This window comes from Pseudoalteromonas sp. SWYJZ19 (assembly GCF_015864375.1).
GTDB lineage: Bacteria > Pseudomonadota > Gammaproteobacteria > Enterobacterales > Alteromonadaceae > Pseudoalteromonas > Pseudoalteromonas arctica.
The window spans coordinates 251,141-276,651 of sequence record NZ_JADYXI010000001.1 but is presented as its reverse complement, the minus strand read 5'-3'; the positions used below and the strand labels follow the sequence as shown (position 1 = coordinate 276,651).

The window sequence follows — 25,511 nt, the reverse complement described above, 5'->3', positions numbered from 1 at the left end:
TATGAAAATCACACAAATTATTAGCCACGTTTTACAGTATGACCTAGAAGAAGAACTTGGTTATTCGCAGCAGTATTACGCTAAACGTACCGCACATTTAGTTGAAGTTCGTACCGATATAGGTATTACAGGTTGGGGCGAATGTTTTGGCGGTGGCGGCGTTGCGTTTGCCAATAAAACAATTGTTGAGCATGTGATTCAACCCATGATTTTGGGCATGGATCCACTCGACAGAGAAGTGATTTGGCATAAAGTTTATAACTTATTGCGAGATCATGGCCAAAAAGGCATGCCTATTCAGTCTTTATCTGGTGTAGATATTGCTCTGTGGGACATTGCAGGTAAATTTTTAGATCAACCCGTTTATAAGTTACTAGGGGGTGCTTTTAGAGACCGCATTCCGGCTTATGGTTACGGCATGATGCTACAAAAGTTTCCAAACCTGGAAGAGCGCTTTACCGAAGAAAGCCAGCGTATTAAAGAAATGGGCTTTACGGCCATGAAAATGAAAATAGGCCTTTCGCCAGACCGCGATATAAAGCTTGTTGAAGCTGTGCGTAAAGGTATTGGCCGCGATATGCGCCTAATGGTTGACGCTAACCATGCATATACAGCGCGCGAAGCTATTCCGCTAGGTCGAGAGCTGCAAAATTTAGGCGTGTACTGGTTTGAAGAACCGGTTGCACCAGAGGATCATCAAGGCTATCGCGATTTATGTGAAGCACTTGATATGAGCATTGCCGGTGGCGAAGCTGAATTTACCCGCTGGGGCTTTAGAGACTTAATTAAAAACCGCTGCGTTGATTTACTCCAGCCAGAAGTGTGTGCGCTCGGTGGTATTACCGAATATCAAAAAGTATTAGCCATGGCACACGCGCATTTTGTGCCTGTAATAAACCATGTATGGGGCTCGGCTATTGCGGTAGGTACTAATCTACATTTATTGGCTGCATTACCTGATTTACCAGGTGCTGCACACCCAGTACAACCAATGCTTGAGTACGATACAACGCCAAACTTATTTAGAGAGCAGTTATTGCAAGAGTCTCTAAATATTAACGAGCAAGTTAAAAATAACAACGGAACTGTTGCGCTACCACAAGGTCCAGGCCTTGGTATTGAGCCCGACCTTGATTTTATTAAACATTACGAAGTATCAATTTAATAAATAAGGGCAAGGCTTATGAGCGATAACAAAAGCAACTTACCAGCATTAATTGTTGTTGATTGGGGAAGCTCTAACTTTAGAGCTTTTTTAGTCGATGGCAAAGGCAGCATTTTAGATACTGTTAATGGTGAGCAGGGCGTACTTTGTATTAAAAACGACTGTTTAGAAACCGTATTACTTAGTTATATATCAGGCTGGTTATCAAAGCATAAAACGCCGATTATTATGGCGGGTATGGTAGGCGGTGCTATTGGTTGGCAAGATACAGGCTATGTAAATGCGCCAGCTAATCTCGGTAGTATGAGCGTAAACCTTTGTAAAGCAAATAATAAAGCAGGCTTACAAATTAGTATTGTGCCGGGTGTTAAATACGTTATGGAAAATAATGTATGCGATGTAATGCGCGGTGAAGAAGTACAAGTATTTGGCGCTGTATTAGATGTAGAGCAAACAGCGGGTGAGCTAAGTAATCAAACCTTAAGTGAGACTATGTTTTGCCTACCCGGTACTCACTCTAAGTGGGTTCAAGTTGCAAAAGATACTGACCAAAAAACGGTTATTACAAGTCTTAGTACGTTTATGACCGGCGAAATGTTTGATTTATTAACTAAACAAAGCATTTTAGGTGAAGGGCTAGAGTCACTAGATAAAACACCAACAGATATGCCAAGTTTTTTAAAAGGCGTTGGTGTTAGTCAAGTTCAGAGCAGTTTATTAAGTGCATTATTTAGTGCGCGTACTTTAAAGCTAGATAAACAATTAACGCTGCAAAACGTACCTAGTTACTTATCTGGTTTACTTATTGGCGCTGAGCTTGCGGGTATTAAAAGTAAGCTAAACGACATTAAGCATGTTTATTTAATTGGTAACTCAAGTTTAAACACTCTCTATTGTGAAGCATTAAAAGAACTCGGCTTCACTTCTTCTATTTTAAACAGTGCTACGGCATCTACTAAAGGCATGTTTACACTAGCTGTACAGGCCGGTCTTTTAACTAAAAAGGAAACTCAATTATGTCATTAATTACGTTAACTCATGCTATGAAGCAACTACCACTGATTGCTATTTTACGCGGTATTACACCAAATGAAGTGCTTGATTATGCAAAAGTACTTATTGATATTGGTTACCGCGTTATTGAGGTGCCACTTAATTCTCCTGAGGCATTAAAAAGTATTAAGTTATTAAGTGATAAATACGCAGATATAGCCATTATTGGCGCGGGCACGGTTGTTACTAAAGACGAAGTTGATCAGGTAATTGAAGCGGGTGGGCGTATTATTATATCGCCGCATAGCGATGTAGAGGTGATCCGTTATAGTAAATTAAAAGGATTGTACAGCGTACCAGGATTTTATACACCCACTGAAGGTTTTGCTGCACTGCATGCTGGTGCCGACGCGCTTAAGTTATTTCCAGCAGATACAGCTGGCCCAAAAGGCTTAAAAGCAATTACAACGGTGCTTTCTAGTATTGATATTTACCCTGTTGGCGGTGTATCGCCTCAAAACCAGGACGAATTTGTTAATGCAGGGGCAACTGGTTTTGGTTTAGGAAGTGGTTTGTATAAAGCCGGAATGGGTTTAGAAGAATTTACGACTAATGCTAAAAATTATGCTGAATATTATCTTTAATTAATTTTTAATAAAATTGCGATAAAACGTTGTTGTGCTTGCATCGCTACTCATCATTCCTCTCACAATAAATGATGAGTTAGCGGTGCTATTTAAAATGAATTAAATATCCATTAACTTAGCTAAATTTGATTTAGCATCAGCTAAAAGCTTTTCTGTAAGGGCTTGTGCTTTTTCGCTATTACCGGTGGCAATAGCATCAAATACTTCTCGGTGAAACGGAATAGAAGCATGATTACTTTGTGCACTTTGGTTTGTTACTTTAATACTCACAAGCAACGCTGAAAAAATAACGCATTCCATCGAAATAAATAGCTCATTATGAGAAGCGCGTAAAATAGCGCCATGAAAATGTGCATCAGCAATAACAAACTTATCTAAATCGCTTACCGAGCTTTGCATTTCATTTAATGCATCTTCAATGGCTTTAATATCTTCAGGCTCTGCGCGAAGCGCTGCAACACTGGCTGCTTTGGGCTCAAATGCTAAACGAAATTCCATTAATTGAGTTAAAAACTCAGGATTAAGTGGGGCGCTTAAATGCCACGCAAGAACATCATCGTCAAGCAACGCCCAGTTATCACGGGTTTTTACACGAGTGCCAATGCCTCTGCGTACATCTAAAAGCCCTTTACCAACAAGAATTTTTACTGCATCACGAACAACAACTCGACTTACTTGAAAACGTTCAGCTAAACGGTTTTCATCATCAATCAGTGTGCCAGGAGTATATGTGCCAGCAACAATTCTACGGCCTAATTCTTTAGCTACCTGTACCGGTAAGCTAGGTGACATGGCACTGCTGCGTCTTAGATCGTAGTATGTTAATTCGCTCATAGTATCTTAGTGTCCGTATTATTTATTTATACGTACTATTTATATGAATTTGCGACAATAAACAATGGCTATTTGTTATTTACTGTCGCAGAAAGACGAAAGCTGGCATCTTTAAGGAGTTTTTCGGTGAGAAATTCGGCTTTATCGCCATCTTTTGCAGCAATGGCTTCGTACACTTCACGATGAAACGGAATAGATGCACCGTTATCGCGCGGGTCTTTATTTGTTACTTTAATACTAACTAAAAGTGCAGAATAAATAACGCCTTCCATAGAAGCTAAAAAGCTATTTTGCGCTGCTTTTATAATGGCCTTATGAAATAAAGAATCAGCAATAATAAAATCTTCTACGCTGTTATCTGTTTTAGCCATGCGCTCGCATGCGGCTGCAATTTCAATTAAATCCTCAGGGCGCGCACGTTCAGCTGCCCAACGTGCTGCTTTTGGCTCAAAGGCTAGGCGCACGTCCATTAATTGCTCTAAAAATTTACGATTAGGTGGTGCTGATAAATGCCATGCTAATACGTCATCGTCTAGCATATTCCATCTATCACGAGGTAGTACACGCGTACCAATACCTCTGCGTACATCAAGTAGGCCTTTGCTTACTAAGATTTTTACCGCGTCGCGTACTACTACACGGCTTACTTGGTAGCGTTTAGCGAGTGCATCTTCATCATCAATTAAACTGCCGGCTTCAAATGATCCAGACACAATGCGTCTGCCAATTTCTTTAGCCACTTGAACAGAAAGGCTTGCTGCCATTCCTGATGTTTGTTTTAGGTCGTAATATATAAGTTCGCTCATATCTTTAATATAAACATATTATGTTTGACTGGTCAATGTAATGTGCACAAAATAGGGGGAGTGGTAACTAATTTTAATCGTTGTTTATATGTTTAAAAGTGACATAGTGGGAATATAATAAAGATCGCTGATGAGCGATCTTTATAGCAATTTGGGTTATTTCAATAAAGCGTTAAAACTTAGCGCGTATACCTATACGGTAACGCGGACCAGTATATTGGGTATTAATAACGCGCTCTTTTACATCGGCATATTGATAGGTACGTTCATCAGTTATATTTATTGCTTCGCCTGTTAGCGTAAAGTTATCGTTAACCGCATAAGACATACTAAAGTCGAGCTGACCATAAGCTGCAGTATGCTCTGGTAATCCACCACTGCGTATACCTGCTCGGCTACTTAAAAAGTCATCTCGCCAGTTGTAGGCTAAACGCGCTTGAAATGCATTTTTGTCGTAGTAGGCAACAATGTTATAAGAGTTTTCGGCAAATCCCTCTAATTTATCACCTGGGTCGGTCACACCTGGAAGCTCTATTTTTTGTGTGTTTTTATTTGTAGTATCAGCCCATGTATAGTTTGCTTGCACACCTAAGCCATTTAAAAAGCTCGGTAAATAATCCATATTATGTTGTACAGCAAGTTCTACTCCAGTAATTGAGCCGCCTGATTGGTTTTGTTTAGTATTAATAGTTTCGTTTACATTGCCGTATCCATCAATACTTACGTTTGAATCAACGTATTGCGACCCATCCCAAATATCAGGCGTATTATCTAGATAAGTTATTTGTGCAATTGTGCTAGATATATCCTTTTTGAAAAAGTTAACCGCGTAAGAATCGCCGCTATCACTATAATATTCAAAAGATAAATCGTATTGATTAGCTTTATAAGGTGCTAAATAAGGATTGCCACCTGTTTGAGAAAAGCTACCTGCTTGCATATCGGTATACGTTGTTTGTACGCCAATGTCGTCAATGGCAGGGCGCGACATAACTTTAGCCGCTGCGGCTCTTACCAATAAGTTATCACTTAAATTAATACTAAAATTAGCGCTAGGTAACCAGTTAGTGTAACTATTTTTGGCTTTAAGGCTTCCTGAGTCTGTGTAATCAACAACTAATAAAGGTTGGCCATTATCAAGCTCGCCCGTATAACCTAGGCGCCTTTTTCCGTAACCGCTTGAGCTTGTATCCGTTTTTACATAACGGACTCCCACATTACCGCGCCAATCGTAATCACCAATTAAGCCGCTGAGATTAAACTGCGAATAAGCACTTATTTTCTCTTCGGTGACGCTTGATGATGCGATTTCGTTATATTGCTCGTTTGGCCAATTTGGATTTTTGGTCATATCACGAATAGCGCTATGGTATTTATTTATATCAGCAAACAAAAAGTCACGCGGAAAATTACCTGGCTCACTACTTAAAAAATCTGAATAGGGACTTGCTGAAAATATGTCATCAGGCATATCTCTAAGTTCGCCACAAATATCGGCATTCGGTGCTACTAAACCACAGTTATCTTCATGGAATGTTTCAAAGCGATCTCTTACTTTTTCGCGATCTGAATACGCAATACCAAAATCGATTGAATCTAAGGTTAGGCTTTCAGCAAACTCTAAATCGAGTAGGTATTTCCCTTTTGTTTGCAGCTCCGTAATCGTGTCTTCTAATTCGTAATGTGAAACTTGATTCCAATGTGCTCTCACGCTTGTCGGCGAAGCATAATCAATGGTTGTGTCTAAATTAACGGTATCAGTGTTTCTAAAATCAAAATTTAAACTGTCGTTTCGCTCTGGTGAAATATAATTAGGAACTAATAAGTCGCTACGCGGCGTTGATTTTGATGTTGAATGGCTTATATCAAACTCAAGCGTTAATACATCAAATTCTTTTACAGAATTAAACCCAAATGCCTGTGTTTTTGATTTTGACTCCAGCTCTTGAAATAAACCATCAATTCTAAAATCAACATTTTCACCGGTTCCGCCCAGTGTTTTACCCGAAAACTTAGTGCCTGATAAAATAGTACCGTTGTCTGATACAACCACATTTCGCCAATTAGGATACTGTAAGCCGGCTTGCAAACCTTGAGTTTGAGTTTCTACTGAGAGATCCGTATACATGTAATCAAAGGTATTTGTAAAAGTTGAATCTGGTGCCCACTGAAAACTGGTATTAATGCCAGTACGTTCGCGATGCTCTTGCCCTAATGCGTATTCAATTCGCCCGGCATGGCGAAGCATAGTTGGCGTAACCACATTGCCATCTAAATTATGAATGTCGCCTTCAATCACACCCGGCTCATTATTAAGTAATAACCAACGGGTTGTGCCCATTGAATCGTATCGGTTATCACTTTTTTGTTGTGAAAGGGCAATATTAAAACCAAATGTTTCATCAGCAAACGTATTGCTAAATAACGCAGAGTATTCAGGACTTGTTTCGCCAGAAAGCTCACTGTATTTAGCATTTACAGAGCCCAACACATGCAATCCGGGGTTATCTAAAGGGCGTGCAGTCTTAACGTTAACATAAGCACCAATGCTCCCTTCAGGTGTTTTAGCCGTAGGTGACTTGACTACATCAGCACCTGATATTAGCTCTGCTGCTAATACTTGAAAATCAAACGAACGACCAATTTCAGAAGTGGCTAATGTGCGTCCGTTTAACGTAACAACGTTAAATTCTGGGCCAAAACCACGAACGGTTATTTTTGAGCCCTCACCATTTACACGGTTAATTGAAACACCAGGAACACGTTGTAAAGACTCAGCCACATTTTGATCGGGAAACTTACCAATATCCTCAGCAACAATACTATCTTGAACACTATCGCTGTAACGTTTTAGAGATGATGCGGCCTCGAGACTTGAACGAACACCCGTTACAACAATGACTTCAGTATCGTCTTTTACTTTATCGTTTGTAGCAGCTTGAGCAAATGAACAGCTTGAGAGAGCGGCTAAAACACCGAGTGCAATTTTTTTCTTTGAACGCATAGTGATCTCCATATATTTGTGTGTCGTGTTGTCAGATAAAGTTCAACCTTTGAGAGTTTACTCACTTAACAAGAAGTAAATTCGCAAAAGAATAACGTTCGACAAATCTAAACATCATATGTTTAATTGTCAAGAACACTGTTATTATTGCTATGCAAATTACTTTCAATAGCAAAAAAGGAACTACAGTGGATAACTCAATCTTGCTTGAACATATAGCTAAGCATTTACTAAATAAAAGAGAGCAAGGTATCGAGGTACCTGACTTATCATCAGATATAACGCTTAATTCTATAGACGACGTTTTAGCAGTTCAGAAGTTGATGATTAAGCTAAATAATCAAAAAGTGTATGGTTGGAAATGTATGCTTCCATCAGGTGATGGCACGATTACTCTCGCGCCGCTTTTGCATGCACCGGTTAAATCTATGGAACGTTGTGCTCTTTTTACAAAAAATAATAAAGCGCTCATTGAGCCAGAAATTGCATTTGTGCTAAACAAAGACCTAGCAAGCTATGAAGAATATAAAAATGAGGAAATAGATAATGCTATTGGTAGCGCCCATTTAGCGTTGGAGCTTATTCAGAACAGATTTCCAGAGGGTTATCAAGCAACACACTATGAAAAATTGGCCGATGGATTATCTAATCAAGGTGTATATTTAGGCCCTAAAGTAGACGTTAAAAAAGCATATGAGAGCAGTGATATAAATATTGATGTTAAACAGGGCGAAGATTTACAAAGCTATGCAGGGAAGCATCCTGCAGGTTTGCCACAACTTCCTTTATATTGGGCTGTTAACTTTTTAACGGCGAATGGGTTTGAATTAAAAGCAGGCCATATTTTTATTACAGGCTCTTATAACGGTCTAATGCAATTAGATATAAATAAAAAAACATCAATAAAGTACGAAGGTTTAGGAGAGATTACAGTCGAATTTTCATGTTGATACACTGAGGTTCTGTAGGTTAGCCAACGCTTTTAAATTACGTTGTACAGCTAACCTACACGTGTATTTTGATTTTGCGGTAAAAGAAAAGTTAAATTATTTAAATATCCAGTACGCTGTCTAAACGCCCTTCAAAATAAATAGCTAGTTAGGATAAGCAGAGACTCTAATTATGAATTGGCATCGTCCTACATATTCTCTGACGCATTTAATATGCCTGCGTACAATAATTTCAGTAAGCTATTTTCATTAGGGAGTGCCCTTTGGTTTGGTTAATTTTCTGAACTGATGATGTACTGCTTCCACTGCATTGGTGGAATAGATAATCTTCCGGATGCGCTCTGGGTACTTAAAGTAATGGGGTAATTTATGCCATTTCCTATGCTAAGAATTAATGACTAATGGATAAGCATTTCCCCATTTAGCCTCTAACTCATCAAGTGCGAGTTGAGCTTATTCCTAACTGACTGCTTTATAGACAGGTTTCAAATCAGCCATAAATGCTTTTTGATTCTTAGACGCTACGTATTTCATTGAGTTACGGATTTGATGAATTACGCATAGCTGAGTTTCGGTTTCTGGGAAAATAGTCGCAATGGCCTCAGGAAAACCTGTTAACTCATCAACACAGGTAATAAAAATATCCTTAACACACGATTACTAAGATCAGTAAGCACTGAAAGCTAGTAATCAAGTGTTGACTTTGCCTCTGGCTGACAAAACATTATTGAGGTGATGTAATCTAGTGGATTAATTTGTTAGATTTCGTTTTTTGATGTTGTTGTCCAATTGATTTTTTCCAGCCATTAAGAATTCTTCTGTGCATAATATCCAGTAAGAAACTAAGGATATCTACAATTAATTAAATCAACTCTGTTAAGCGTGACTGCTTGGATTTTTACGTTTATAGAATAGGGGTCATAGGATATTTCATGAAATGACACGGAAAATATTAGGGTAGTGGTCACCTGATTTGAAATTTTTGGTTTGGAATTTGTGATTTGAGGTTTGTGAATTTGCAAGGGTAGGGGTCTAATTTTGAGGAAGATTAAAGAGCTAAAAAAGTGGTTTGGGCGCTTGGGCACAAGTTTGGGCACAAATCGATAAAAACTGGAATTTTTAGGATGATCTTTTGAGGCTTGGCTCTCGTTATTTTAAAATTTTGAATACAAAATAATAAAAAAACTAAGAATTTAATTTTCAACAAAAAATTAAACGAGTAGATTGAATAGGATTTTTAACTGTTTGAAATATAGAGTTTAATTGGTACGACCGAGTGGATTCGAACCACCGACCTCTACCATGTCAAGGTAGCGCTCTAACCAGCTGAGCTACGGTCGTACAATTTTTTTAGGATTTTTAAATGTTGGTACGACTGAGTGGATTCGAACCACCGACCCCTACCATGTCAAGGTAGTGCTCTAACCAACTGAGCTACAGTCGTATTACTTTATTTAAGTAGGTGTTAATTGCTTAACAACGGCGGCTAATATATAGCGTGGCGGTTGGTGAATCAAGCAAGTTTGTTGTTTTTGAGTTTATTTGCCGTTTTTTTATTCATATTGGGCTTATTTCACACGTTTTATAAAAACCTTGCCACCAAATTACATGATTTTTAGCAGAGCTTTTTAGTAAGTTCAGTAAGTTACTTGTCGAGCCCATTTTTACTAAGTTATTAATTTGAGGGCTTGAGATACTTTCGTTAAACCAAAGCTCATTATAAAGCGGTTGTAGTACTTCTAGATAACCAGTTAACTGCGCTTGATAGGGCTGAATTTCTTTTAAATAAAATTTTTGAAATATGTTGCTTATGATTTTTGCGTTTATATTATTTTTACCCTCTGGGCACAGCGTATTAAAGTTTAGTGTTTTTACAAACTGTGTGGCGTTGTTGTTTAACACCACTTGTTTACGGGCTGACTGAATTAAAGCTTGATTAAATTGATATTTATTAAGCTGCTCGAGTGCGCTAAAAATAGAATCGCTATTAATTTTACTAAATTGTTTAGCGTTAATTTGCTGTTTAATAAGTACAAGTTGTTTTAGCGCCTGCAAGGTATCACTAAATCCTGCGGGTTCGCTACTTAGCTCGTTTGATGTTAACAGCCATGTTTTATTAAGCTCTGGTTCTTTAAATAGCATGGCGTTAAAAAAGTGCATTAGGTGTGTTTCTTTGTAGTTTTTGGCAGCGAGTATTTTTGTGTAACTAGGGCTATTTTTATCCAGTGTATTTAAACAAACTTGCGCACTTTTAATAAAGTTTATTTGATACTTTAATTGCCCCGCAGCACTGGCGGTTTTACCTAATTGATTGTTGTGCTCACTTATAAGGACGTTAAGCTTACATTGGCTAATACCTGCAAGCTCAACAATGCTCAGTGTTAAGTCACTTTGTGCTATTGGGGTAGGCTGCAGTAAAGGGAGTTGCTTAAGTGGCGCAGGCTGTGTTGTATTTACATTAACGGTGCTACTTAAGCGCTCAACATAAGTTGCGTTTACACTACTGGGTGCTTTACTACAGCCGGTAAGTGCAAAAACGAACATTACCAGCATTGTAGCTGGTAATGTTTTAAGGCTGAGTTTATTAGCTTTGATTAAGTGTATCAATTTTAAGAAATTCATATTTTAGACGTTTTTTTACCGTTAGCATTAATAAAATAGCAGCAACACTTAGGCCAACTATTATTCCAACCCAAAAGCCATGAGGCCCCATTGCTGGCACAATTATGTCTGTTCTTGCCAATACGTAACCTAAACAAAAGCCGATTAACCAATACGATATAAACGTGATATACGATATAGGCGTGGTGTATTTTAACCCTCGAAGTATGCCATTGGCTGCAACTTGTAGTGCATCCGGTAACTGATAAACACACGCTAAAATCATAATTGATGAAGCCAATGCCATTACGGCAGGGCTGTCGGTATAAAGCTGGCTAATTAAATCACGGCCGAGGAATGTTATGAGTGCTAAAAATAATGCAATCGCAATTGCTAAAATATAGCTAGTAGATACCGCAACTTTAAGTTCGGTCATTTTATTTTGGCCAAATAAATTGCCTATACGAATACTTATAGCGATAGATAAGCTTAACGGCATCATAAATAACAAAGTAGTAACGCTTGCTGCTATTTGATGACCAGAGACTGCAACTGCACCTAAGTGCGCTATAAACAGCGGTATACACGCAAATAAAGTAACTTCAAAAAAAGTGGCGAGTGAGATTGGTATCCCTAATTTTGTAATTATACCAATAGTGGTTAGGTTAGGTTTTTTAAATGATGAAAGCAGGCCTTTGGCATCTACCTTTTTACTTGTGTGGCAATAGGTAACTTGCGCTATTGCCATAACGGTTAAAACAATGGCTGTTGCTATACCACACCCTGCGCCGCCATAAGCGGGTAAGCCAAATAAGCCATTTATAAAAATATAATTTACCGGAATATTTACAGCTAAACCCAGCAGGCTTATATAAAACGCGGGCTTAGTCATACCCATGCCTTCGGTAACGTTTCTGTATACGGTAAAAGTTAAAAAACCAAAAATGCCCCACTTAACAAAGTGAATGTAATCATACGCAAGATTTGCAATCGCTGGGCTGGTGTCTAGTTTAAAAATAATGGTGTCGGCTAAATAGGTAATAGAAAAGCCTACGCAGCATAAAATAGCCGTTAAATAGAGAGCTTGTTGAAAATAATGACTAATCCCTTTGCGATCGCCGCCACCTGAAAACTGCGCAATAATACCAGTAAGCGCTAATAGAATACCTTGAAGGCCAAGTAAAAGAGGGTTCCAAATACCAGTAGCAATAGAAAGTGCGGCCAAGTCGGTAGGGCTTACTTGTCCGGCCATAATTGTGTCGACGACCGACATTAAAATAAGAGTTACTTGCGCTAAAAAAACAGGTAAAGCGAGGGAAAGTAAACGCTTAGCTTCCCAATTACAAAAGGTCATAAAAACAGCTATTTGATAAAACAGGCGGCAATTGTAATCTATTGTGTTTCAAATAAAAATCACAGGAGTGAATGATTTTATGAGTTGATACGTTAAACTAGCACTTTGTAATAATTTAAAGTGATTTTATGTTTACAGGAATAGTGCAAACGCAAGCTACGGTGGTCTCTAAAACTCAAACAGACGGTGTTTTACGCTTAGTTGTATCGGTAAGCGATGAGTACGTTAAACATTTAGATTTAGGCGCAAGTATTGCTATTAATGGCTGTTGTTTAACGGTTGTGCAGGTTGAACTAAGTAACCATGATGTGTTGGCGCAAGTACACTTTGATGTAATTGACGAGACCTTAAAGCTAACTAATTTAGGTTTGCTTGAGCTAGGTAGTTTAGTTAATTATGAGCGCTCTGTTACGTTTGGTACTGAGTTGGGTGGGCATATAGTGTCTGGGCATATTCATTGTACGTCACAAATTTCTCAAATAGTGAAACTTGAGAATAACTGCAAAATTCAACTCAGCTTACCAAAAGAGTGGCAAAAGTATGTGTTGTATAAAGGCTTTGTTTCTATTAATGGCGCAAGCTTAACCGTAGGCGAAGTTGACGAACAAGGCTTTTGGTTACACCTAATCCCAGAAACACTCGCCATTACAAATATTGGTGCAGCGCAAGTGGGTGACAAGTTTAATATTGAAGTTGATCAGCAAACTTACACTATTGTAAATACGGTAGAGAACTACTTACGCCTTCAGGCTTAAGTTAAAATATTTGTTCGTCATCACTGTCTACGTGTAGCTCTAATTTATTGTTAGCATGATCTATATGCATATTTAAATGAATTGGGTTACAGCAGGCAGTGCAGTCCTCAACGTAGTCTTGATCGCCCATGCTTGCGTCTAGGTCTAAATGTATGTGGTGGCCACAGTGTGGGCAGGCAATTCGTTGTGATAAATAGTTTTTCATAATCACTCCAGTTATAAATAATTAAGTAATTGTGTATATGCTAGCAACTACTTAATGGCTCAAAGCTGAACTCCTTACTTACTGATTAAATATAGTTCTGAATAGCCTATTATGACATTTCTTTTACGCAGAAAATTGTATTAAATGAGCAGCTTTTCTATATGTTGTTTAGCTTCAGTAAGATAGTGCCCGGCAAATATATTAGCGTGATTTAAAATAGGGTATAACTGGTATATTAACTTACGTTTTTCGTAATTTGGCGATAACGGATAGTGCTGGTTATAGGCGCTATAAAAGTCTTTTGGCAGTGGAGCAAATAATTCACTCATTGCAATATCCACTTCCCGATCACCATAATAACAAGCCGGATTAAATATCGTTGGCTCTGCTTTTAAAAAGCGCATATTTCCACGCCAAAAATCACCATGCAGTAATGACGGCTCTACATGATGGCTATGGAGTTGTTCTTTTACTGTATTTATTAAGCGCTCTGGCTCAACAAAGTTAATGCCTTTTTCAGCGAGTAACTGTAATTGCCAACCTATACGCTCTTCGGCGTAAAATACATCCCACTTTTTATGCCAACGGTTAGGTTGTATGGTATTAGCTATGTAGTTGTCTACATCAAAACCAAACATAGCTTGGTCGTGTTTATGGTGCATTTTAGCGAGGCTGCTTCCCATAGTTGCCCACGTGTTGTGGGGTTGTTTATCTAAAACAAGCCACTGTAAAACAATAAATGAAAATTCAATATTAGCGCCGGTTACAATACATTCAGGTACTTTAAAGTGACTATTTTGCGCTAGCAGCCTTAAGCCAATAAATTCACTTTCTAAACGTTCAAGTTCGCTTTTTAGGGCTATTTTAACCAAGTAGTTATGCGTACCATTGGTAACATGAAATAGTTTATCGGTATTTGTACTTTGTAATTGGCGTTTATAGGTGTGTTTAAAGTCAAAATTAATGGCTTGGCTGATGTGCTCATTTACTGTTTTCCACATAACAATTGCTCGCCTTTTAAACAGATACTTAAACTATGGCAAAAAGGTATTAATTTAACAATCTAAACGTTGTAAAATTAACGACTATATTGCATAAAAATTACACTTACTGTAATGGAGTAAAAATGAACAAAAGTTTAATAACCAATTTGCTAGCGGGTTTATGTGTTGTTGTCGGTTTTATGTTTAACCAAGCAATTGTGTTATCTGTTGGTTTATTTGCGCTTTCAGGTGCGGTAACTAATTTATTAGCGATTCATATGTTGTTCGAAAAAGTCCCGTTTTTATATGGCTCAGGCGTTATAGCGCTTAAGTTTGAAAGCTTTAAAGTAGCAATTCGTAATTTAATATTAACGGAGTTCTTTTCAGAGCAAAAAATTAATAATTTACTCAATAAAGCGCAGCCAAATATCGATTTTGAGCCAATAATTAGTAATGTTGATTTAAACCCTGCGTTCGACAATTTACTTGTCGTTATTGAAGAGTCACAGTTTGGTAGCATGTTGGGTATGTTTGGTGGCACAGCGGCAATAGAGCCAATGCGTGAAAAATTTATTGATAAAATGCAACACTCACTTGGTGAAATTTCTCAAACTGACGACTTTAAAGTATTAGTAAGCCAAACACTTTCACAAGGTAATAGCGCAGAGAGCTTACATAAAACAGTGCTTAAACTAGTTGATGAGCGCCTTGACGAGCTTACCCCTAAAATGGTTAAAGAGATTATTCAAACCATGATCCGCGAGCACTTAGGCTGGCTTGTAGTATGGGGTGGTGTGTTTGGTGGTGTATTTGGTTTAATAGCGGCCGTGATTTAAATATAGCTACTGATACCAATTAAAAAAATAATCATTTTATCGCATTAAATAGCGCACTTACTGCATTAAAAATTGTTCGTATACGAGTGCATGGATGCAGGAGGTAGAGCAATGCAGGGAGCAATTAGTGATAGCAACTACAAGTTATAATTTCGCCTTATTATTGCGCTACTTTATTAGCGCAATAATAGATAACTAATTTAATGCAATTTGTATGACTTATTTTTTCAGGCTGTTATTATCGCCCCCATAATTTAGTCGTGTTTTTTAGGAGCAACGGTGAGCAAAACGTTAGCCAGTTATTATCAGCAAGCATACGCTTGCGATCAGCAGCATTTTAACCAGTGTTTTTATTGTGGCTGTGAAGCGACAGAGCGCGACCATTGTCCGCCGCTGCATATGCTACAAAGCATTGTTGATTTAGGTGAAGAGGCTGACTTTATATCTATTCCTGCGTGTTATGAGTGCCATGCGCTTTTACATAACGAAAGGCTGATGACGATTGATGAGCGTTTCACTAAAATGAAAAAAAAGCTTGCCACTAAATACGCAAAACCTCTGCGTGTTTATAACATGTGGGAAGAAAACGAACTTGGCGACATGAGCGATGAGTTTGCCCATAGTATTCAAGCAGGTATGAAATTAGGAAAAGAAGCGGCTGAGCGTTTAGCGTTTACTGGTTTTAGCTATGCCACAGAAGATGCCAAAGTCGCTGTACGCGAAAAAACGAAAGAATTTGATGTAGAAGGCATGATATTTACCGACTTTAAAGAGGCGCTAAATTACTGCATTAATGATTTAAACGTACAAAAAAGTGACTTTTATAAAATTTTGGTTGAAGACTACCAAGGGGATTTTAATAAAGCGCTAAGCCAGTATCGTCACCGTCATGACAAAGTGACAGCGGCTAAAGACGGTAATACAATTATTAAAGATTTTTCTAAGTTACATAAGCAAAACTCTGATTTTGTAACGCGTACGGTTAAGCACTTTATTAGTAAAGATCCATCGCTTACAACCGAAGGTGCGCTTGAAAAGTTGTATAACAATTATATAAAGAAATAATTACAGATATTCATCTTAATTAACTGCGTTTTCACCTGTTTTTTTGGCTTTATTCCTTAGCTTTCGCTAAAGTAGCAAAAAAAACAGGAGATCCAAACAACATGCAAAAATTTGCACCTTCTTTATTAGCAGTTGGCTTAGCTGCTGCACTTGTAGGTTGCCAAGAAAACGGCCCGCAAGACGATAAAATAACAATCAACAAAAATCCTTACCCAAGCACTTATCAGCCCGTTTCTACATCAAGCACACTTATTACAAATGCAACAGTACTTACAGGTACTGGTGAGCGTTTAGATGAGGCTGATGTATTACTTGTTGACGGCAAAGTACAACAAGTTGGTAAAGACTTAACTGCTACTGCTGATATTACAATTGATGCACAAGGCAAATGGGTAACACCGGGTATTATTGACGTACATTCACATTTAGGTGCATACCCAAGCCCTTCGGTTGAGTCGCATCAAGATGGTAACGAAATGACCAGCCCTAACACTGCAGAAGTGTGGGTTGAGCATTCTGTTTGGCCACAAGATCCAGGCTTTAACCGTGCACGCGAAGGCGGTATTACTTCTCTACAAATTTTACCAGGCTCAGCTAACTTATTTGGTGGACGCGGCGTTACGCTTAAAAACGTCCCTGCACACACTATGCAAGGTATGAAATTTCCAGAGGCGCCGTATGGTTTAAAAATGGCGTGTGGTGAAAACCCTAAACGTGTTTATGGTCGTCAAGGTGTATTGCCTTCAACTCGTATGGGTAATATGGCTGGTTATCGTATGGCGTGGGCTGAAGCCGCTGAATACAAACGTGCATGGGATAAGTACGATGCCGATTATGCGTCAGGTTTAAACCCAGAAGCACCAGTACGTGATATTAAACACGATACGCTTCGTGGTGTGCTTGAAGGCGAAGTACGTATTCATAATCATTGTTATAAAGCCGAAGAAATGGCAATGATGATTGACCTGTCAAAAGAATTTAATTACGACGCGGGTACGTTTCATCACGGTGTAGAAGCATATAAAATTGCTGACTTACTGGCTGAGAATGGCTCGTGTGCTGCACTTTGGCCAGACTGGTGGGGCTTTAAAATGGAAGCCTACGACATGGTTCAAGAAAACGTGGCTATTGTTGATGCAGTTAAAAATTCATGTGCAGTTGTTCACTCAGATTCAGATACAACAATTCAGCGCTTAAACCAAGAAGCGGGCAAGGTTATGTACCGCGCTAACGAAAATGGTTTTGATATTTCTGAGCAGCACGCTATTAAATGGATCACGGCTAACGCGGCTAAATCACTTGGTATTGATGACAAAACAGGTTCACTAGAAGCCGGTAAGCAGGGCGATGTGGTTATTTGGAATCAAAGCCCATTTAGTGTTTATGCTAAAGCTGAGCAAGTGTTTGTTGATGGTGCAAAAGTTTACGATAGAAACGACAGCGCGTATCAAGCAACAAGTGATTTTATGTTAGGTCAACAATAAGGAGCACCCAGAATGAAAAATTTATCACGTTCGTTTTCGCTTTCTCTGGTTGCTGCAGGATTATTAGCATCTGGTGCTGTAAGTGCACAATCGCTAGCAATTATTAATGCAACATTGCATACGTCATCAGATCAAGGCGTATTAGAAGCGGCAAGCATTGTAATGACAGATGGTAAAATCACAGCGATTAACCCAACTGAAGTTAAAGCCGATAAAGTTATTGATGCAAAAGGTCAAATTGTAACCCCGGGCTTTATTGCAAGTATTAACCAGCTTGGTTTAGTTGAAGTAAGTGCAGTTGCGGGCTCTCGCGATGCAGGCGAGGAAAAAGCCGGTATTGATTTTGATGTAAGCTTGGCTTACAACGCACATTCAAGCTTAATTCCTTATGCGCGTAAAGGCGGTGTAACACGCGATGTAATTACCCCTCATGGTGGCGATAGTATCTTTTCAGGCCTTGCGAGTGTTGTAGATTTAAGTGGCAGTTTTGACAGCAACATGCAAAAACAAGCAGCATTAGTTGTTTACTTAGGTGAGCGTAGTAAAGGTTCTCGTGCTTTTACTTTGCAAACACTTATTAATAAGCTTGATGAGCACAAAAGTAAGGCCGGTAAAAAAGCTAAAAAAGATGACGACAAGCCAAGTACTGAAGACAAAGTAATGGCAAAAATACTCAGTGGCGAAATGCCATTAGTGGTTGGCGTATCGCGTGCGGCAGATATTATTGAGCTTATTAAAGTAAAAGAGCAATTTGGTATTAGCTTAGTACTTAACGGTGCACAAGACGCTGTTGTAGTTAAAGAGCGCGTTGCTAAAGCAAATATCCCTGTAATTATTAGTGCAATGGATAGCTTACCAGCAAGTTTTGATTCGCTTCATGCTAGTTTAGATAATGCAGGCGTGCTTGAAAAAGCAGGCGTAAAAGTATTATTAACGGTAGGCGGCGATGCAAGCCACAACATTTACCAGCTGCGTTTTGACGCTGGTAATGCTGTATCGTACGGTATGAGCCAAGAAGGCGCGTTAAAAGCGGTTACATCAAACGTTGCTGATGTATTTGGTATTAATGCAGGTAGCCTTGAAGTAGGTAAAGCCGCTGACGTAGTAATGTGGAGTAATGACCCGTTTGAACTAAGCAGCCACGTGAATAAAATGTTTATTAATGGCGTTGAAGTATCTACACAATCTCGCCAAGATAAACTACGTGACCGTTATACGACAGATTCAAAAATGCCACGAGCTTATACCAACCCGCAATAATACTTAATCAATTTGAGGGATTAAATCTGACGGTAACTGCGTTAAAAATTTCTGATATAGAGCAACTAAATAACGAAATTTTTGCCTTGTTATCGACAAGATTTTCTTGCCTCAAAGTTGATCACTTAATTAAGCGAATTGGTATGATACTAAATAATTAATTTTAAAGGCCGCTATTTTATAAATAGCGGCCTTTTTTATAAAATTTAGACACAAAAAAGCCGCTTACTTTTACAAGTAAGCGGCTTTTTAATTCAAACTAATATTTATACTAATTTAGCAAGAATATCGTTAAATGTAGTACTTGGACGCATTGCTTTAACCGCTGCATCGTCATTAGGTAGGAAGTATCCACCTAAATCAACAGCAGGGCCTTGCGCATCGTTAAGCTCACTTACGATTTTATCTTTATTAGACTCAAGGTCGCTAGCGATTTGAGTAAACTGTGCTTTAAGTTCACTGTCGTCATTTTGCTTAGCAAGTTCTTGCGCCCAGAATAAAGATAGGAAGAAATGAGAACCACGGTTATCAATTTCTTTCACTTTACGTGAAGGAGACTTGTTTTCTGCTAAGAAAGTGCCTGTCGCTTTATCTAGTGTATCAGCAAGTACTTGTGCCTTGTTGTTACCCGTCGTTACGCTAAGGTGCTCAAGAGAAGCAGCAAGTGCTAAAAATTCACCTAAAGAATCCCAACGTAAGTGGTTTTCTTTTTCGAATTGTTGAACATGCTTAGGTGCAGAACCACCCGCGCCAGTTTCAAATAAGCCACCACCGTTCATAAGTGGAACAATTGAAAGCATTTTAGCACTTGTACCCAACTCTAAAATTGGGAATAAATCTGTTAGATAATCTCGTAAAACATTACCTGTTACAGAAATAGTGTCTTTACCTTCTTTAATACGCGCTAATGAGAACAATGTTGCTTCAAGGGGTGCTAAAATTTGAATATCTAGGCCAGCTGTATCGTGATCTGGTAGGTATTTATTTACTTTTTTGATTAGCTCAGCATCGTGTGCACGGTTTTCGTCTAACCAGAAAATAGCTGGAACGCCCGTTGCGCGTGCACGGCTTACTGCAAGTTTAACCCAATCTTGGATTGGTGCATCTTTAGCCTGACACATGCGCCAAATATCGCCTTGCTCAACACTGTGCTCAAGTAATGTAGTACCGTTTGCATCAACAACACGGATAGAACCATCTGCTTTAGCTTCAAACGTTTTATCGTGTGAACCATATTCTTCAGCTTTTTGAGCCATAAGGCCAACGTTTGGAACGCTACCCATAGTAGTTGGATCAAACGCGCCGTTTTCTTTACAAAAATCAATAGTTGCTTGGTAAATACCTGAGTAACAACGATCTGGAATTACAAAGCTTGTGTCTTGTAATTTACCATCGTTATTCCACATTTGACCGCTTGAACGGATTGCAGCAGGCATAGACGCATCGATGATCACGTCACTTGGTACGTGCAGGTTTGTAATACCTTTATCAGAGTCAACCATAGCAATAGCAGGGCGGTTAGCGTAAACAGCTTGAATGTCTGCTTCAATTTCTTCGCGCTTAGCGTCGTCTAATGTTTGAATTTTAGAATATACATCGCCTAAACCATTATTTACATCAACACCTAGCTCTTCAAAAAGCTCACCGTGTTTAGCAAATACATCTTTGTAGAATACTTTTACAGCGTGACCAAAGATGATTGGATCAGATACTTTCATCATTGTCGCTTTCATGTGAAGCGAGAATAAAACACCTTTTTCTTTAGCAGCATCAATTTCTGCAGCTAAGAAAGCTTGAAGCTTAGAAGCGCTGATGCTTGATGCATCAATAACTTCGCCAGCTAAAAGCGGCGTGCTTTGTTTAAGTACTGTCACGTCGCCGTTAGTTGCAACATGTTCAATACGTACATCAGTGGCTGCATCAACAGTGACTGATTTTTCTGAACCAAAGAAGTCGCCTTCGCTCATGCTTGCAACGTAAGACTCTGAATCCTTGCTCCACGCACCCATTGAATGCGGGTTGTTACGTGCATATTCTTTAACAGAACCTGGCGCACGACGATCTGAGTTACCTTCACGTAGTACTGGGTTTACTGCACTGCCTTTAATTTTGTCGTAAGCAGCTTGAATTGCTTTTTCTTCATCATTTTTAGGTTCAACAGGGTAATCTGGAAGTGCATAACCTTGTGCTTGAAGCTCTTTAATTACAGCGCGAAGCTGTGGTACAGATGCACTGATGTTTGGTAATTTGATGATGTTTGCTTCTGGTGTTTTAGCAAGCTCGCCAAGTTCAGCTAGTGCATCACCAATGCGTTGTTCTGGTGTTAAATAATCAGGGAAGCTAGCAATTACACGACCTGCTAATGAGATATCGCGAGTTTCAACTTCAACACCGGCCGCATTTGTATATGCTTGGATGATCGGTAGCAACGAGTAAGTTGCTAGTGCCGGAGCTTCGTCCGTTTTTGTATAGATAATTTTTGATGTCATCATCATTCCTAGATAGTAGACCGAAAAGGTCTTATTCAACAATGCAAAGAAAATCATTACTAATGAGTGAGTACATATTATTAAACAAGTTAATGAATACATACGCTCGTAATGAATAGTTTGTTAGGTGTTGGTACTCAGCGTTGCTCTTTTATAAAAGCAGAATAGTCACACCTGACGAACTGGAATTGTATTTATAGCTAAAAAATTAACAAAAATAAATCAGCCTTTAGCCTAGTACATATAAAAGAGGCGACAAGTTGGATTAGTTGCTGCGTTAATACGCAATTTTTAGCACCAAGAGTGTAACAAGCTTAAATAAAAAGGGCTAGAGGTTGAGCATGCCCAATAAGCAGTTAAACAATCAACTCTTAGAACATTGGGGTATATAAAATAAATTCAAGGAAAAGGGTTGAATTTGAATGAAAAGAGGCAATAAATAGGGGAGAAGAGATAAGTTAGTATGCTTAAGGAATTAAGCGAGGATCTTAAAAGGTCACTCGCTTTAGTCGAACAAAACAATAGTCACTCAATAATGTCACCATCTGGGGCAATATTTTTAGCGTGTAGACCTTTAGGTCCTTGTTCTAATTCGAATGTTACATCTTGACCAGCTTTAAGCGTTTTATAACCGTCCATTACAATTGTTGAGTAATGAGCGAAAATATCATTCTCGCAGCCGTCTTCTACGATGAAACCAAAACCTTTAGCGTTGTTGAACCATTTAACTTTACCGCAAGCCATACTTCTACATCCTTCAATAAGTTGACTAATTTAGTTATTCTAAATTGTATTATTTGCTAGACTGACTAAGGTTTAATCAATCTACGTTTGACTGTAGTTTATTTAGCCAACCAGTCAAGTGTTTTGAGTTATTTTTTTAACATTTTATTTATTTTTTATTCAAGTTTGCTTGAGTTACAAAGACAAGACTATATTTAATTATGAGTGGTATGAAAGATTCAGGTGTTATCGATACAGTTCGCGACAGCGAAAAGCAAAAGCTACAGCCGCCGCGAAAATATAAAGTTGTTTTAAATAACGACGACTACACGCCGATGGACTTTGTAATAGAAGTTTTAACGACGTTTTTTAATATGGATAGCGATAGAGCAACCGACGTGATGCTTCAGGTTCATGAAAAAGGTAAGGGTATATGTGGTGTTTACAGCGCCGACGTAGCCCACACTAAAGCTGAACAAGTTAACCGCTACGCGCGTGATAACGAGCATCCACTGCTTTGTAGTTGTGAGCAGGAATAAATACCAATTTAATACAATTGGTATAAATACCAATTAGGGTGATCAAACATCCGATTGTTGTGGTATAAATTATTATCTCAGTAAGGGGTTGCCAATGCTAAACAAAGACTTAGAACTCACATTAAATGCCGCGTTTCGTGAAGCGCGCACTCGCCGTCATGAGTTTATGACCGTAGAGCACCTTTTACTTGCGCTGTTAGATAATCCTTCTGCAGGAGAAGCCCTAAACGCGTGTGGTGTTAATATTTCTGGTTTAAAAACCGAATTATTAGAATTTATTGACGAAACAACACCCGTCATTCCAGATTTAGAAGAAGAACGTGAAACCCAGCCAACACTTGGCTTTCAACGTGTATTACAACGCGCTGTGTTCCATGTGCAATCGTCAGGAAAAAATGAAGTTACAGGCGTAAACGTACTAGTCGCTATTTTTTCTGAGCAAGAAAGCCAAGCTGTATATTTACTTAAAAAGCATGATGTATCGCGTTTAGACATCGTTAACTTTATTTCGCACGGTATTTCTAAAGCAGATGATGAATTAGGCAACGACAGCGACGATATTCATGATGAAGTGCAAGAAGTTCAAAATGAAGAAGCAAGCAAGCTAGACAGCTTTACAACTAATTTAAACGTTCAAGCCCGTGAAGGTAACATTGACCCACTGATCGGACGCGACAGCGAAGTAGAGCGCACGGTACAAGTATTGTGTCGTCGTAAAAAGAATAACCCATTACTTGTTGGTGAAGCGGGCGTTGGTAAAACAGCAATTGCTGAAGGCTTAGCGTATCGCATTGTTAATAAGCAAGTACCAGAAGTAATTGCAGATGCTGTTGTGTACTCGCTAGATATGGGTGCATTGCTTGCGGGTACTAAATACCGTGGCGACTTTGAAAAGCGCTTTAAAAGCTTACTAAAAGAGCTGCAAGCTGAGCCAGGCTCTATTTTATTTATTGATGAAATACATACCATAATCGGTGCCGGCGCGGCGTCTGGTGGTGTTATGGACGCATCAAACTTGCTTAAACCACTCCTTTCAAGTGGTAAGCTACGTTGTATGGGTTCAACAACTTACAACGAGTATAAAAATATTTTTGAGAAAGACCGTGCATTAGTACGTCGCTTTCAAAAAATTGATGTACTTGAGCCAAGTGTTGCCGATACCACTAAAATATTAAACGGCTTAAAAGAGCGTTACGAAGAGCATCATGGCATTCGTTACACTCAAAAAGCACTAAAAGCAGCTGCAGAACTCAGTGCTAAATACATTAATGAGCGCCACTTGCCAGATAAAGCCATTGATGTAATTGATGAAGCCGGTGCAAGCCAGCGCCTGCAACCAAGTTCTAAACGTAAAAAAACCATTGGCGTGGCAGATATAGAACTAATTATATCTAAAATGGCACGTATACCTGCGCAAAGCGTCTCGTCGACAGATAAAGAAACGCTTAAAAACTTAGACCGTAACCTTAAAATGCTCGTGTTTGGGCAAGATCAATCTATTGACGCACTTACATCAGCTATTCGTTTATCTCGCTCTGGTTTATCGAGCGAAGAAAAGCCAGTAGGTTCGTTTTTGTTTGCAGGGCCTACCGGTGTGGGTAAAACAGAAGTAACTAAGCAACTTGCTAAATGTATGGGTGTTGAGTTTATTCGTTTTGATATGTCGGAATATGTAGAACGCCATGCAATTAGTCGATTAATTGGTGCTCCACCAGGGTATGTTGGTTTTGAGCAAGGTGGTTTATTAACAGAAGCAGTTATTAAAAATCCACATGCTGTTGTACTTTTAGATGAGATTGAAAAAGCGCATCCAGACATTTACAACATTTTGCTACAGGTTATGGATCACGGTACGTTGACAGATAATAATGGGCGTAAAGCTGACTTTAGAAATGTAGTGGTTGTAATGACTACCAATGCGGGCGTTCAAGAAACTACGCGTAAGTCGATTGGTTTTACAGAGCAAGATCATACGCACGATGCAATGGGTGCAATTAATAAAGTATTTTCACCAGAATTTAGAAACCGTTTAGATAACATCATTTGGTTTAATCACCTTGAACGTGAAGTTATTTTACTGGTGGTTGATAAGTTTATTGTGGAACTGCAAGCGCAGCTTGATAAAAAATCGGTTAATCTTGAGCTTACGTCTAAAGCACGTGAGTGGTTGGCAGATAAAGGCTACGATAAAGCAATGGGTGCACGTCCTATGGCACGTGTTATTCAAGAAGAGCTTAAAAAGCAATTAGCTAACGAAATACTGTTTGGTGAACTTGTTGATGGCGGTACGGTTAAAGTATCAGTTAAAGACAAGAAGATTCGCTTTGATTACGAGAGTAATTTAACACCAGCGTAAAACGTTAATTAAATAATCTAGTTAAATAAAATGGCCCGCTACATAATAGCGGGCCATTTTTTTGCCCTTTTTATAGGCAACAAAAAACCCAGCAAAAACTGGGCTTTTTGTTTATTAAATGTAATTGCTAGTCAATGTCTATCAATTACATTTAATAAACGCTTAAAGCTAGTAAAACACTAGCCAAAAACTAAATCTCGTTTACGCACTTACTTAGCGAGCACGGAATACGATACGACCCTTTGATAAATCGTAAGGAGTCATTTCTACCGTTACTTTATCGCCGGTTAAAATACGGATATAGTTTTTGCGCATTTTGCCTGAAATATGAGCCACAACTACGTGACCATTTTCTAGCTCAACTCGGAACATTGTATTTGGTAAAGTATCAAGGACTGTCCCTTGCATTTCGATTACGTCTTCTTTCGCCATGTTTAGCGTAACACCTCTTTAATAGTTAAA

The 25,511-nt window shown here is 38.8% G+C and carries 21 protein-coding genes, 2 tRNA genes and 1 pseudogene; 11 read left to right on the top strand and 13 right to left on the bottom strand.

All coding sequences use genetic code 11. The features are described 5' to 3' along the window. Position 1: 1 nt before the first annotated feature. From I6F45_RS01260 to I6F45_RS01250, 3 genes are read left to right on the top strand one after another with little or no spacing between them, the layout of a single operon-like run. Entirely contained in the window at positions 2 to 1,165 is a 1,164-nt protein-coding gene (locus tag I6F45_RS01260; protein ID WP_024594150.1) for a mandelate racemase/muconate lactonizing enzyme family protein, read from the top strand. Positions 1,166 to 1,183: 18 nt separating this feature from the next. Continuing rightward, positions 1,184 to 2,191 (top strand): 2-dehydro-3-deoxygalactonokinase, encoded by a 1,008-nt coding sequence (locus I6F45_RS01255; RefSeq protein WP_166419483.1) that lies wholly within the window; start codon positions 1,184 to 1,186, stop codon positions 2,189 to 2,191. After that, positions 2,182 to 2,802: a 2-dehydro-3-deoxy-6-phosphogalactonate aldolase gene (locus tag I6F45_RS01250; RefSeq protein ID WP_165739258.1), complete on the top strand. Its 621-nt coding sequence runs from the start codon at positions 2,182 to 2,184 to the stop codon at positions 2,800 to 2,802. The genes I6F45_RS01255 and I6F45_RS01250 overlap by 10 nt, the downstream gene beginning before the upstream one ends. 102 nt (positions 2,803 to 2,904) lie before the next feature. On the opposite strand, the gene I6F45_RS01245 is transcribed toward I6F45_RS01250, so the two are convergent. From I6F45_RS01245 to I6F45_RS01235, 3 genes are all read right to left on the bottom strand, one after another. After that, positions 2,905 to 3,639: a FadR/GntR family transcriptional regulator gene (locus I6F45_RS01245; protein WP_165739260.1), complete on the bottom strand. Its 735-nt coding sequence runs from the start codon at positions 3,637 to 3,639 to the stop codon at positions 2,905 to 2,907. A gap of 68 nt (positions 3,640 to 3,707) precedes the next feature. Next, positions 3,708 to 4,445 (bottom strand): FadR/GntR family transcriptional regulator, encoded by a 738-nt coding sequence (locus tag I6F45_RS01240; RefSeq protein ID WP_024594154.1) that lies wholly within the window; start codon positions 4,443 to 4,445, stop codon positions 3,708 to 3,710. 172 nt (positions 4,446 to 4,617) lie between these two features. Further along, positions 4,618 to 7,449: a TonB-dependent receptor gene (locus I6F45_RS01235; protein ID WP_197159464.1), complete on the bottom strand. Its 2,832-nt coding sequence runs from the start codon at positions 7,447 to 7,449 to the stop codon at positions 4,618 to 4,620. A 188-nt stretch (positions 7,450 to 7,637) separates the two neighbouring features. Between I6F45_RS01235 and I6F45_RS01230 the strand changes: the two genes are divergently transcribed. Further along, entirely contained in the window at positions 7,638 to 8,399 is a 762-nt protein-coding gene (locus I6F45_RS01230) for a 2-keto-4-pentenoate hydratase (RefSeq protein ID WP_165739264.1), read from the top strand. A 148-nt stretch (positions 8,400 to 8,547) separates the two neighbouring features. Here the strand turns inward: I6F45_RS01230 and I6F45_RS01225 are convergent. The 5 genes and pseudogenes from I6F45_RS01225 to I6F45_RS01205 form a co-directional block, all read right to left on the bottom strand. Then, positions 8,548 to 9,082 (bottom strand): annotated as a pseudogene (locus I6F45_RS01225) (IS256 family transposase); the annotation flags it as partial. Positions 9,083 to 9,663: 581 nt separating this feature from the next. Beyond that, positions 9,664 to 9,740 (bottom strand) — tRNA-Val (locus tag I6F45_RS01220). 26 nt (positions 9,741 to 9,766) lie between these two features. Beyond that, positions 9,767 to 9,843: transfer RNA gene (locus tag I6F45_RS01215), tRNA-Val, on the bottom strand. 113 nt (positions 9,844 to 9,956) lie between these two features. Continuing rightward, positions 9,957 to 11,021 (bottom strand): DUF3080 family protein, encoded by a 1,065-nt coding sequence (locus I6F45_RS01210; protein ID WP_197159463.1) that lies wholly within the window; start codon positions 11,019 to 11,021, stop codon positions 9,957 to 9,959. Continuing rightward, positions 10,984 to 12,354: an MATE family efflux transporter gene (locus I6F45_RS01205; RefSeq protein WP_197120148.1), complete on the bottom strand. Its 1,371-nt coding sequence runs from the start codon at positions 12,352 to 12,354 to the stop codon at positions 10,984 to 10,986. Before I6F45_RS01205 ends, I6F45_RS01210 begins: the two co-directional genes overlap by 38 nt. 128 nt (positions 12,355 to 12,482) lie before the next feature. Between I6F45_RS01205 and I6F45_RS01200 the strand changes: the two genes are divergently transcribed. After that, complete coding sequence (locus I6F45_RS01200; RefSeq protein ID WP_197159462.1) at positions 12,483 to 13,109, top strand: riboflavin synthase subunit alpha; 627 nt, start codon at positions 12,483 to 12,485, stop codon at positions 13,107 to 13,109. A 1-nt stretch (position 13,110) separates the two neighbouring features. On the opposite strand, the gene I6F45_RS01195 is transcribed toward I6F45_RS01200, so the two are convergent. Both I6F45_RS01195 and I6F45_RS01190 read right to left on the bottom strand, forming a co-directional pair. After that, positions 13,111 to 13,314 (bottom strand): CPXCG motif-containing cysteine-rich protein, encoded by a 204-nt coding sequence (locus I6F45_RS01195; RefSeq protein WP_165739272.1) that lies wholly within the window; start codon positions 13,312 to 13,314, stop codon positions 13,111 to 13,113. Between the two features lie 140 nt (positions 13,315 to 13,454). Beyond that, the gene (locus tag I6F45_RS01190) at positions 13,455 to 14,315 is read right to left on the bottom strand and encodes a fructosamine kinase family protein (RefSeq protein WP_197159461.1); all 861 of its coding nucleotides are present in this window, start codon (positions 14,313 to 14,315) and stop codon (positions 13,455 to 13,457) included. A 125-nt stretch (positions 14,316 to 14,440) separates the two neighbouring features. Here I6F45_RS01190 and I6F45_RS01185 point away from each other — a divergent pair, with 125 nt between their 5' ends. From I6F45_RS01185 to I6F45_RS01170, 4 genes are all read left to right on the top strand, one after another. Continuing rightward, positions 14,441 to 15,133 carry a DUF445 domain-containing protein gene (locus tag I6F45_RS01185; protein WP_197119311.1) on the top strand — a complete coding sequence of 231 codons (693 nt, stop codon included), beginning with the start codon at positions 14,441 to 14,443 and terminating at the stop codon, positions 15,131 to 15,133. Positions 15,134 to 15,412: 279 nt separating this feature from the next. Then, complete coding sequence (locus I6F45_RS01180) at positions 15,413 to 16,198, top strand: hypothetical protein (RefSeq protein ID WP_007585117.1); 786 nt, start codon at positions 15,413 to 15,415, stop codon at positions 16,196 to 16,198. Positions 16,199 to 16,299: 101 nt separating this feature from the next. Continuing rightward, positions 16,300 to 17,682 carry an amidohydrolase gene (locus I6F45_RS01175; protein WP_197159460.1) on the top strand — a complete coding sequence of 461 codons (1,383 nt, stop codon included), beginning with the start codon at positions 16,300 to 16,302 and terminating at the stop codon, positions 17,680 to 17,682. A gap of 12 nt (positions 17,683 to 17,694) precedes the next feature. Further along, positions 17,695 to 18,942 (top strand): amidohydrolase family protein, encoded by a 1,248-nt coding sequence (locus I6F45_RS01170; RefSeq protein WP_197159459.1) that lies wholly within the window; start codon positions 17,695 to 17,697, stop codon positions 18,940 to 18,942. A gap of 266 nt (positions 18,943 to 19,208) precedes the next feature. On the opposite strand, the gene I6F45_RS01165 is transcribed toward I6F45_RS01170, so the two are convergent. Further along, complete coding sequence (locus tag I6F45_RS01165) at positions 19,209 to 21,431, bottom strand: NADP-dependent isocitrate dehydrogenase (protein ID WP_197159458.1); 2,223 nt, start codon at positions 21,429 to 21,431, stop codon at positions 19,209 to 19,211. 525 nt (positions 21,432 to 21,956) lie between these two features. Further along, positions 21,957 to 22,175 (bottom strand): cold shock domain-containing protein CspD, encoded by a 219-nt coding sequence (gene cspD / locus I6F45_RS01160; protein WP_002962500.1) that lies wholly within the window; start codon positions 22,173 to 22,175, stop codon positions 21,957 to 21,959. A 209-nt stretch (positions 22,176 to 22,384) separates the two neighbouring features. On the opposite strand from cspD, the gene clpS reads away from it, so the two are divergent. Together clpS and clpA are read left to right on the top strand one after the other, a co-directional pair. Continuing rightward, positions 22,385 to 22,693: an ATP-dependent Clp protease adapter ClpS gene (gene clpS / locus I6F45_RS01155; RefSeq protein ID WP_007585109.1), complete on the top strand. Its 309-nt coding sequence runs from the start codon at positions 22,385 to 22,387 to the stop codon at positions 22,691 to 22,693. Between the two features lie 94 nt (positions 22,694 to 22,787). Further along, positions 22,788 to 25,049: an ATP-dependent Clp protease ATP-binding subunit ClpA gene (gene clpA, locus I6F45_RS01150; RefSeq protein WP_007585108.1), complete on the top strand. Its 2,262-nt coding sequence runs from the start codon at positions 22,788 to 22,790 to the stop codon at positions 25,047 to 25,049. Between the two features lie 213 nt (positions 25,050 to 25,262). Here the strand turns inward: clpA and infA are convergent, their stop codons facing one another. Then, positions 25,263 to 25,481 carry a translation initiation factor IF-1 gene (gene infA, locus I6F45_RS01145; RefSeq protein ID WP_002962494.1) on the bottom strand — a complete coding sequence of 73 codons (219 nt, stop codon included), beginning with the start codon at positions 25,479 to 25,481 and terminating at the stop codon, positions 25,263 to 25,265. Between the last annotated feature and the right edge of the window lie 30 nt (positions 25,482 to 25,511).

Bases quoted from the DNA above. Each gene is read 5' to 3' on its own strand.
- I6F45_RS01190 (WP_197159461.1), bottom strand. From the start codon at position 14,315: ATGTGGAAAACAGTAAATGAGCACATCAGCCAAGCCATTAATTTTGAC.
- I6F45_RS01195 (WP_165739272.1), bottom strand. From the start codon at position 13,314: ATGAAAAACTATTTATCACAACGAATTGCCTGCCCACACTGTGGCCAC.
- clpA (WP_007585108.1), top strand. From the start codon at position 22,788: ATGCTAAACAAAGACTTAGAACTCACATTAAATGCCGCGTTTCGTGAA.
- I6F45_RS01260 (WP_024594150.1), top strand. From the start codon at position 2: ATGAAAATCACACAAATTATTAGCCACGTTTTACAGTATGACCTAGAA.
- I6F45_RS01210 (WP_197159463.1), bottom strand. From the start codon at position 11,021: ATGAATTTCTTAAAATTGATACACTTAATCAAAGCTAATAAACTCAGC.
- I6F45_RS01255 (WP_166419483.1), top strand. From the start codon at position 1,184: ATGAGCGATAACAAAAGCAACTTACCAGCATTAATTGTTGTTGATTGG.
- I6F45_RS01185 (WP_197119311.1), top strand. From the start codon at position 14,441: ATGAACAAAAGTTTAATAACCAATTTGCTAGCGGGTTTATGTGTTGTT.
- I6F45_RS01165 (WP_197159458.1), bottom strand. From the start codon at position 21,431: ATGACATCAAAAATTATCTATACAAAAACGGACGAAGCTCCGGCACTA.
- I6F45_RS01250 (WP_165739258.1), top strand. From the start codon at position 2,182: ATGTCATTAATTACGTTAACTCATGCTATGAAGCAACTACCACTGATT.
- infA (WP_002962494.1), bottom strand. From the start codon at position 25,481: ATGGCGAAAGAAGACGTAATCGAAATGCAAGGGACAGTCCTTGATACT.
- clpS (WP_007585109.1), top strand. From the start codon at position 22,385: ATGAAAGATTCAGGTGTTATCGATACAGTTCGCGACAGCGAAAAGCAA.
- I6F45_RS01175 (WP_197159460.1), top strand. From the start codon at position 16,300: ATGCAAAAATTTGCACCTTCTTTATTAGCAGTTGGCTTAGCTGCTGCA.
- I6F45_RS01245 (WP_165739260.1), bottom strand. From the start codon at position 3,639: ATGAGCGAATTAACATACTACGATCTAAGACGCAGCAGTGCCATGTCA.
- I6F45_RS01235 (WP_197159464.1), bottom strand. From the start codon at position 7,449: ATGCGTTCAAAGAAAAAAATTGCACTCGGTGTTTTAGCCGCTCTCTCA.
- I6F45_RS01240 (WP_024594154.1), bottom strand. From the start codon at position 4,445: ATGAGCGAACTTATATATTACGACCTAAAACAAACATCAGGAATGGCA.
- cspD (WP_002962500.1), bottom strand. From the start codon at position 22,175: ATGGCTTGCGGTAAAGTTAAATGGTTCAACAACGCTAAAGGTTTTGGT.
- I6F45_RS01205 (WP_197120148.1), bottom strand. From the start codon at position 12,354: ATGACCTTTTGTAATTGGGAAGCTAAGCGTTTACTTTCCCTCGCTTTA.
- I6F45_RS01170 (WP_197159459.1), top strand. From the start codon at position 17,695: ATGAAAAATTTATCACGTTCGTTTTCGCTTTCTCTGGTTGCTGCAGGA.
- I6F45_RS01200 (WP_197159462.1), top strand. From the start codon at position 12,483: ATGTTTACAGGAATAGTGCAAACGCAAGCTACGGTGGTCTCTAAAACT.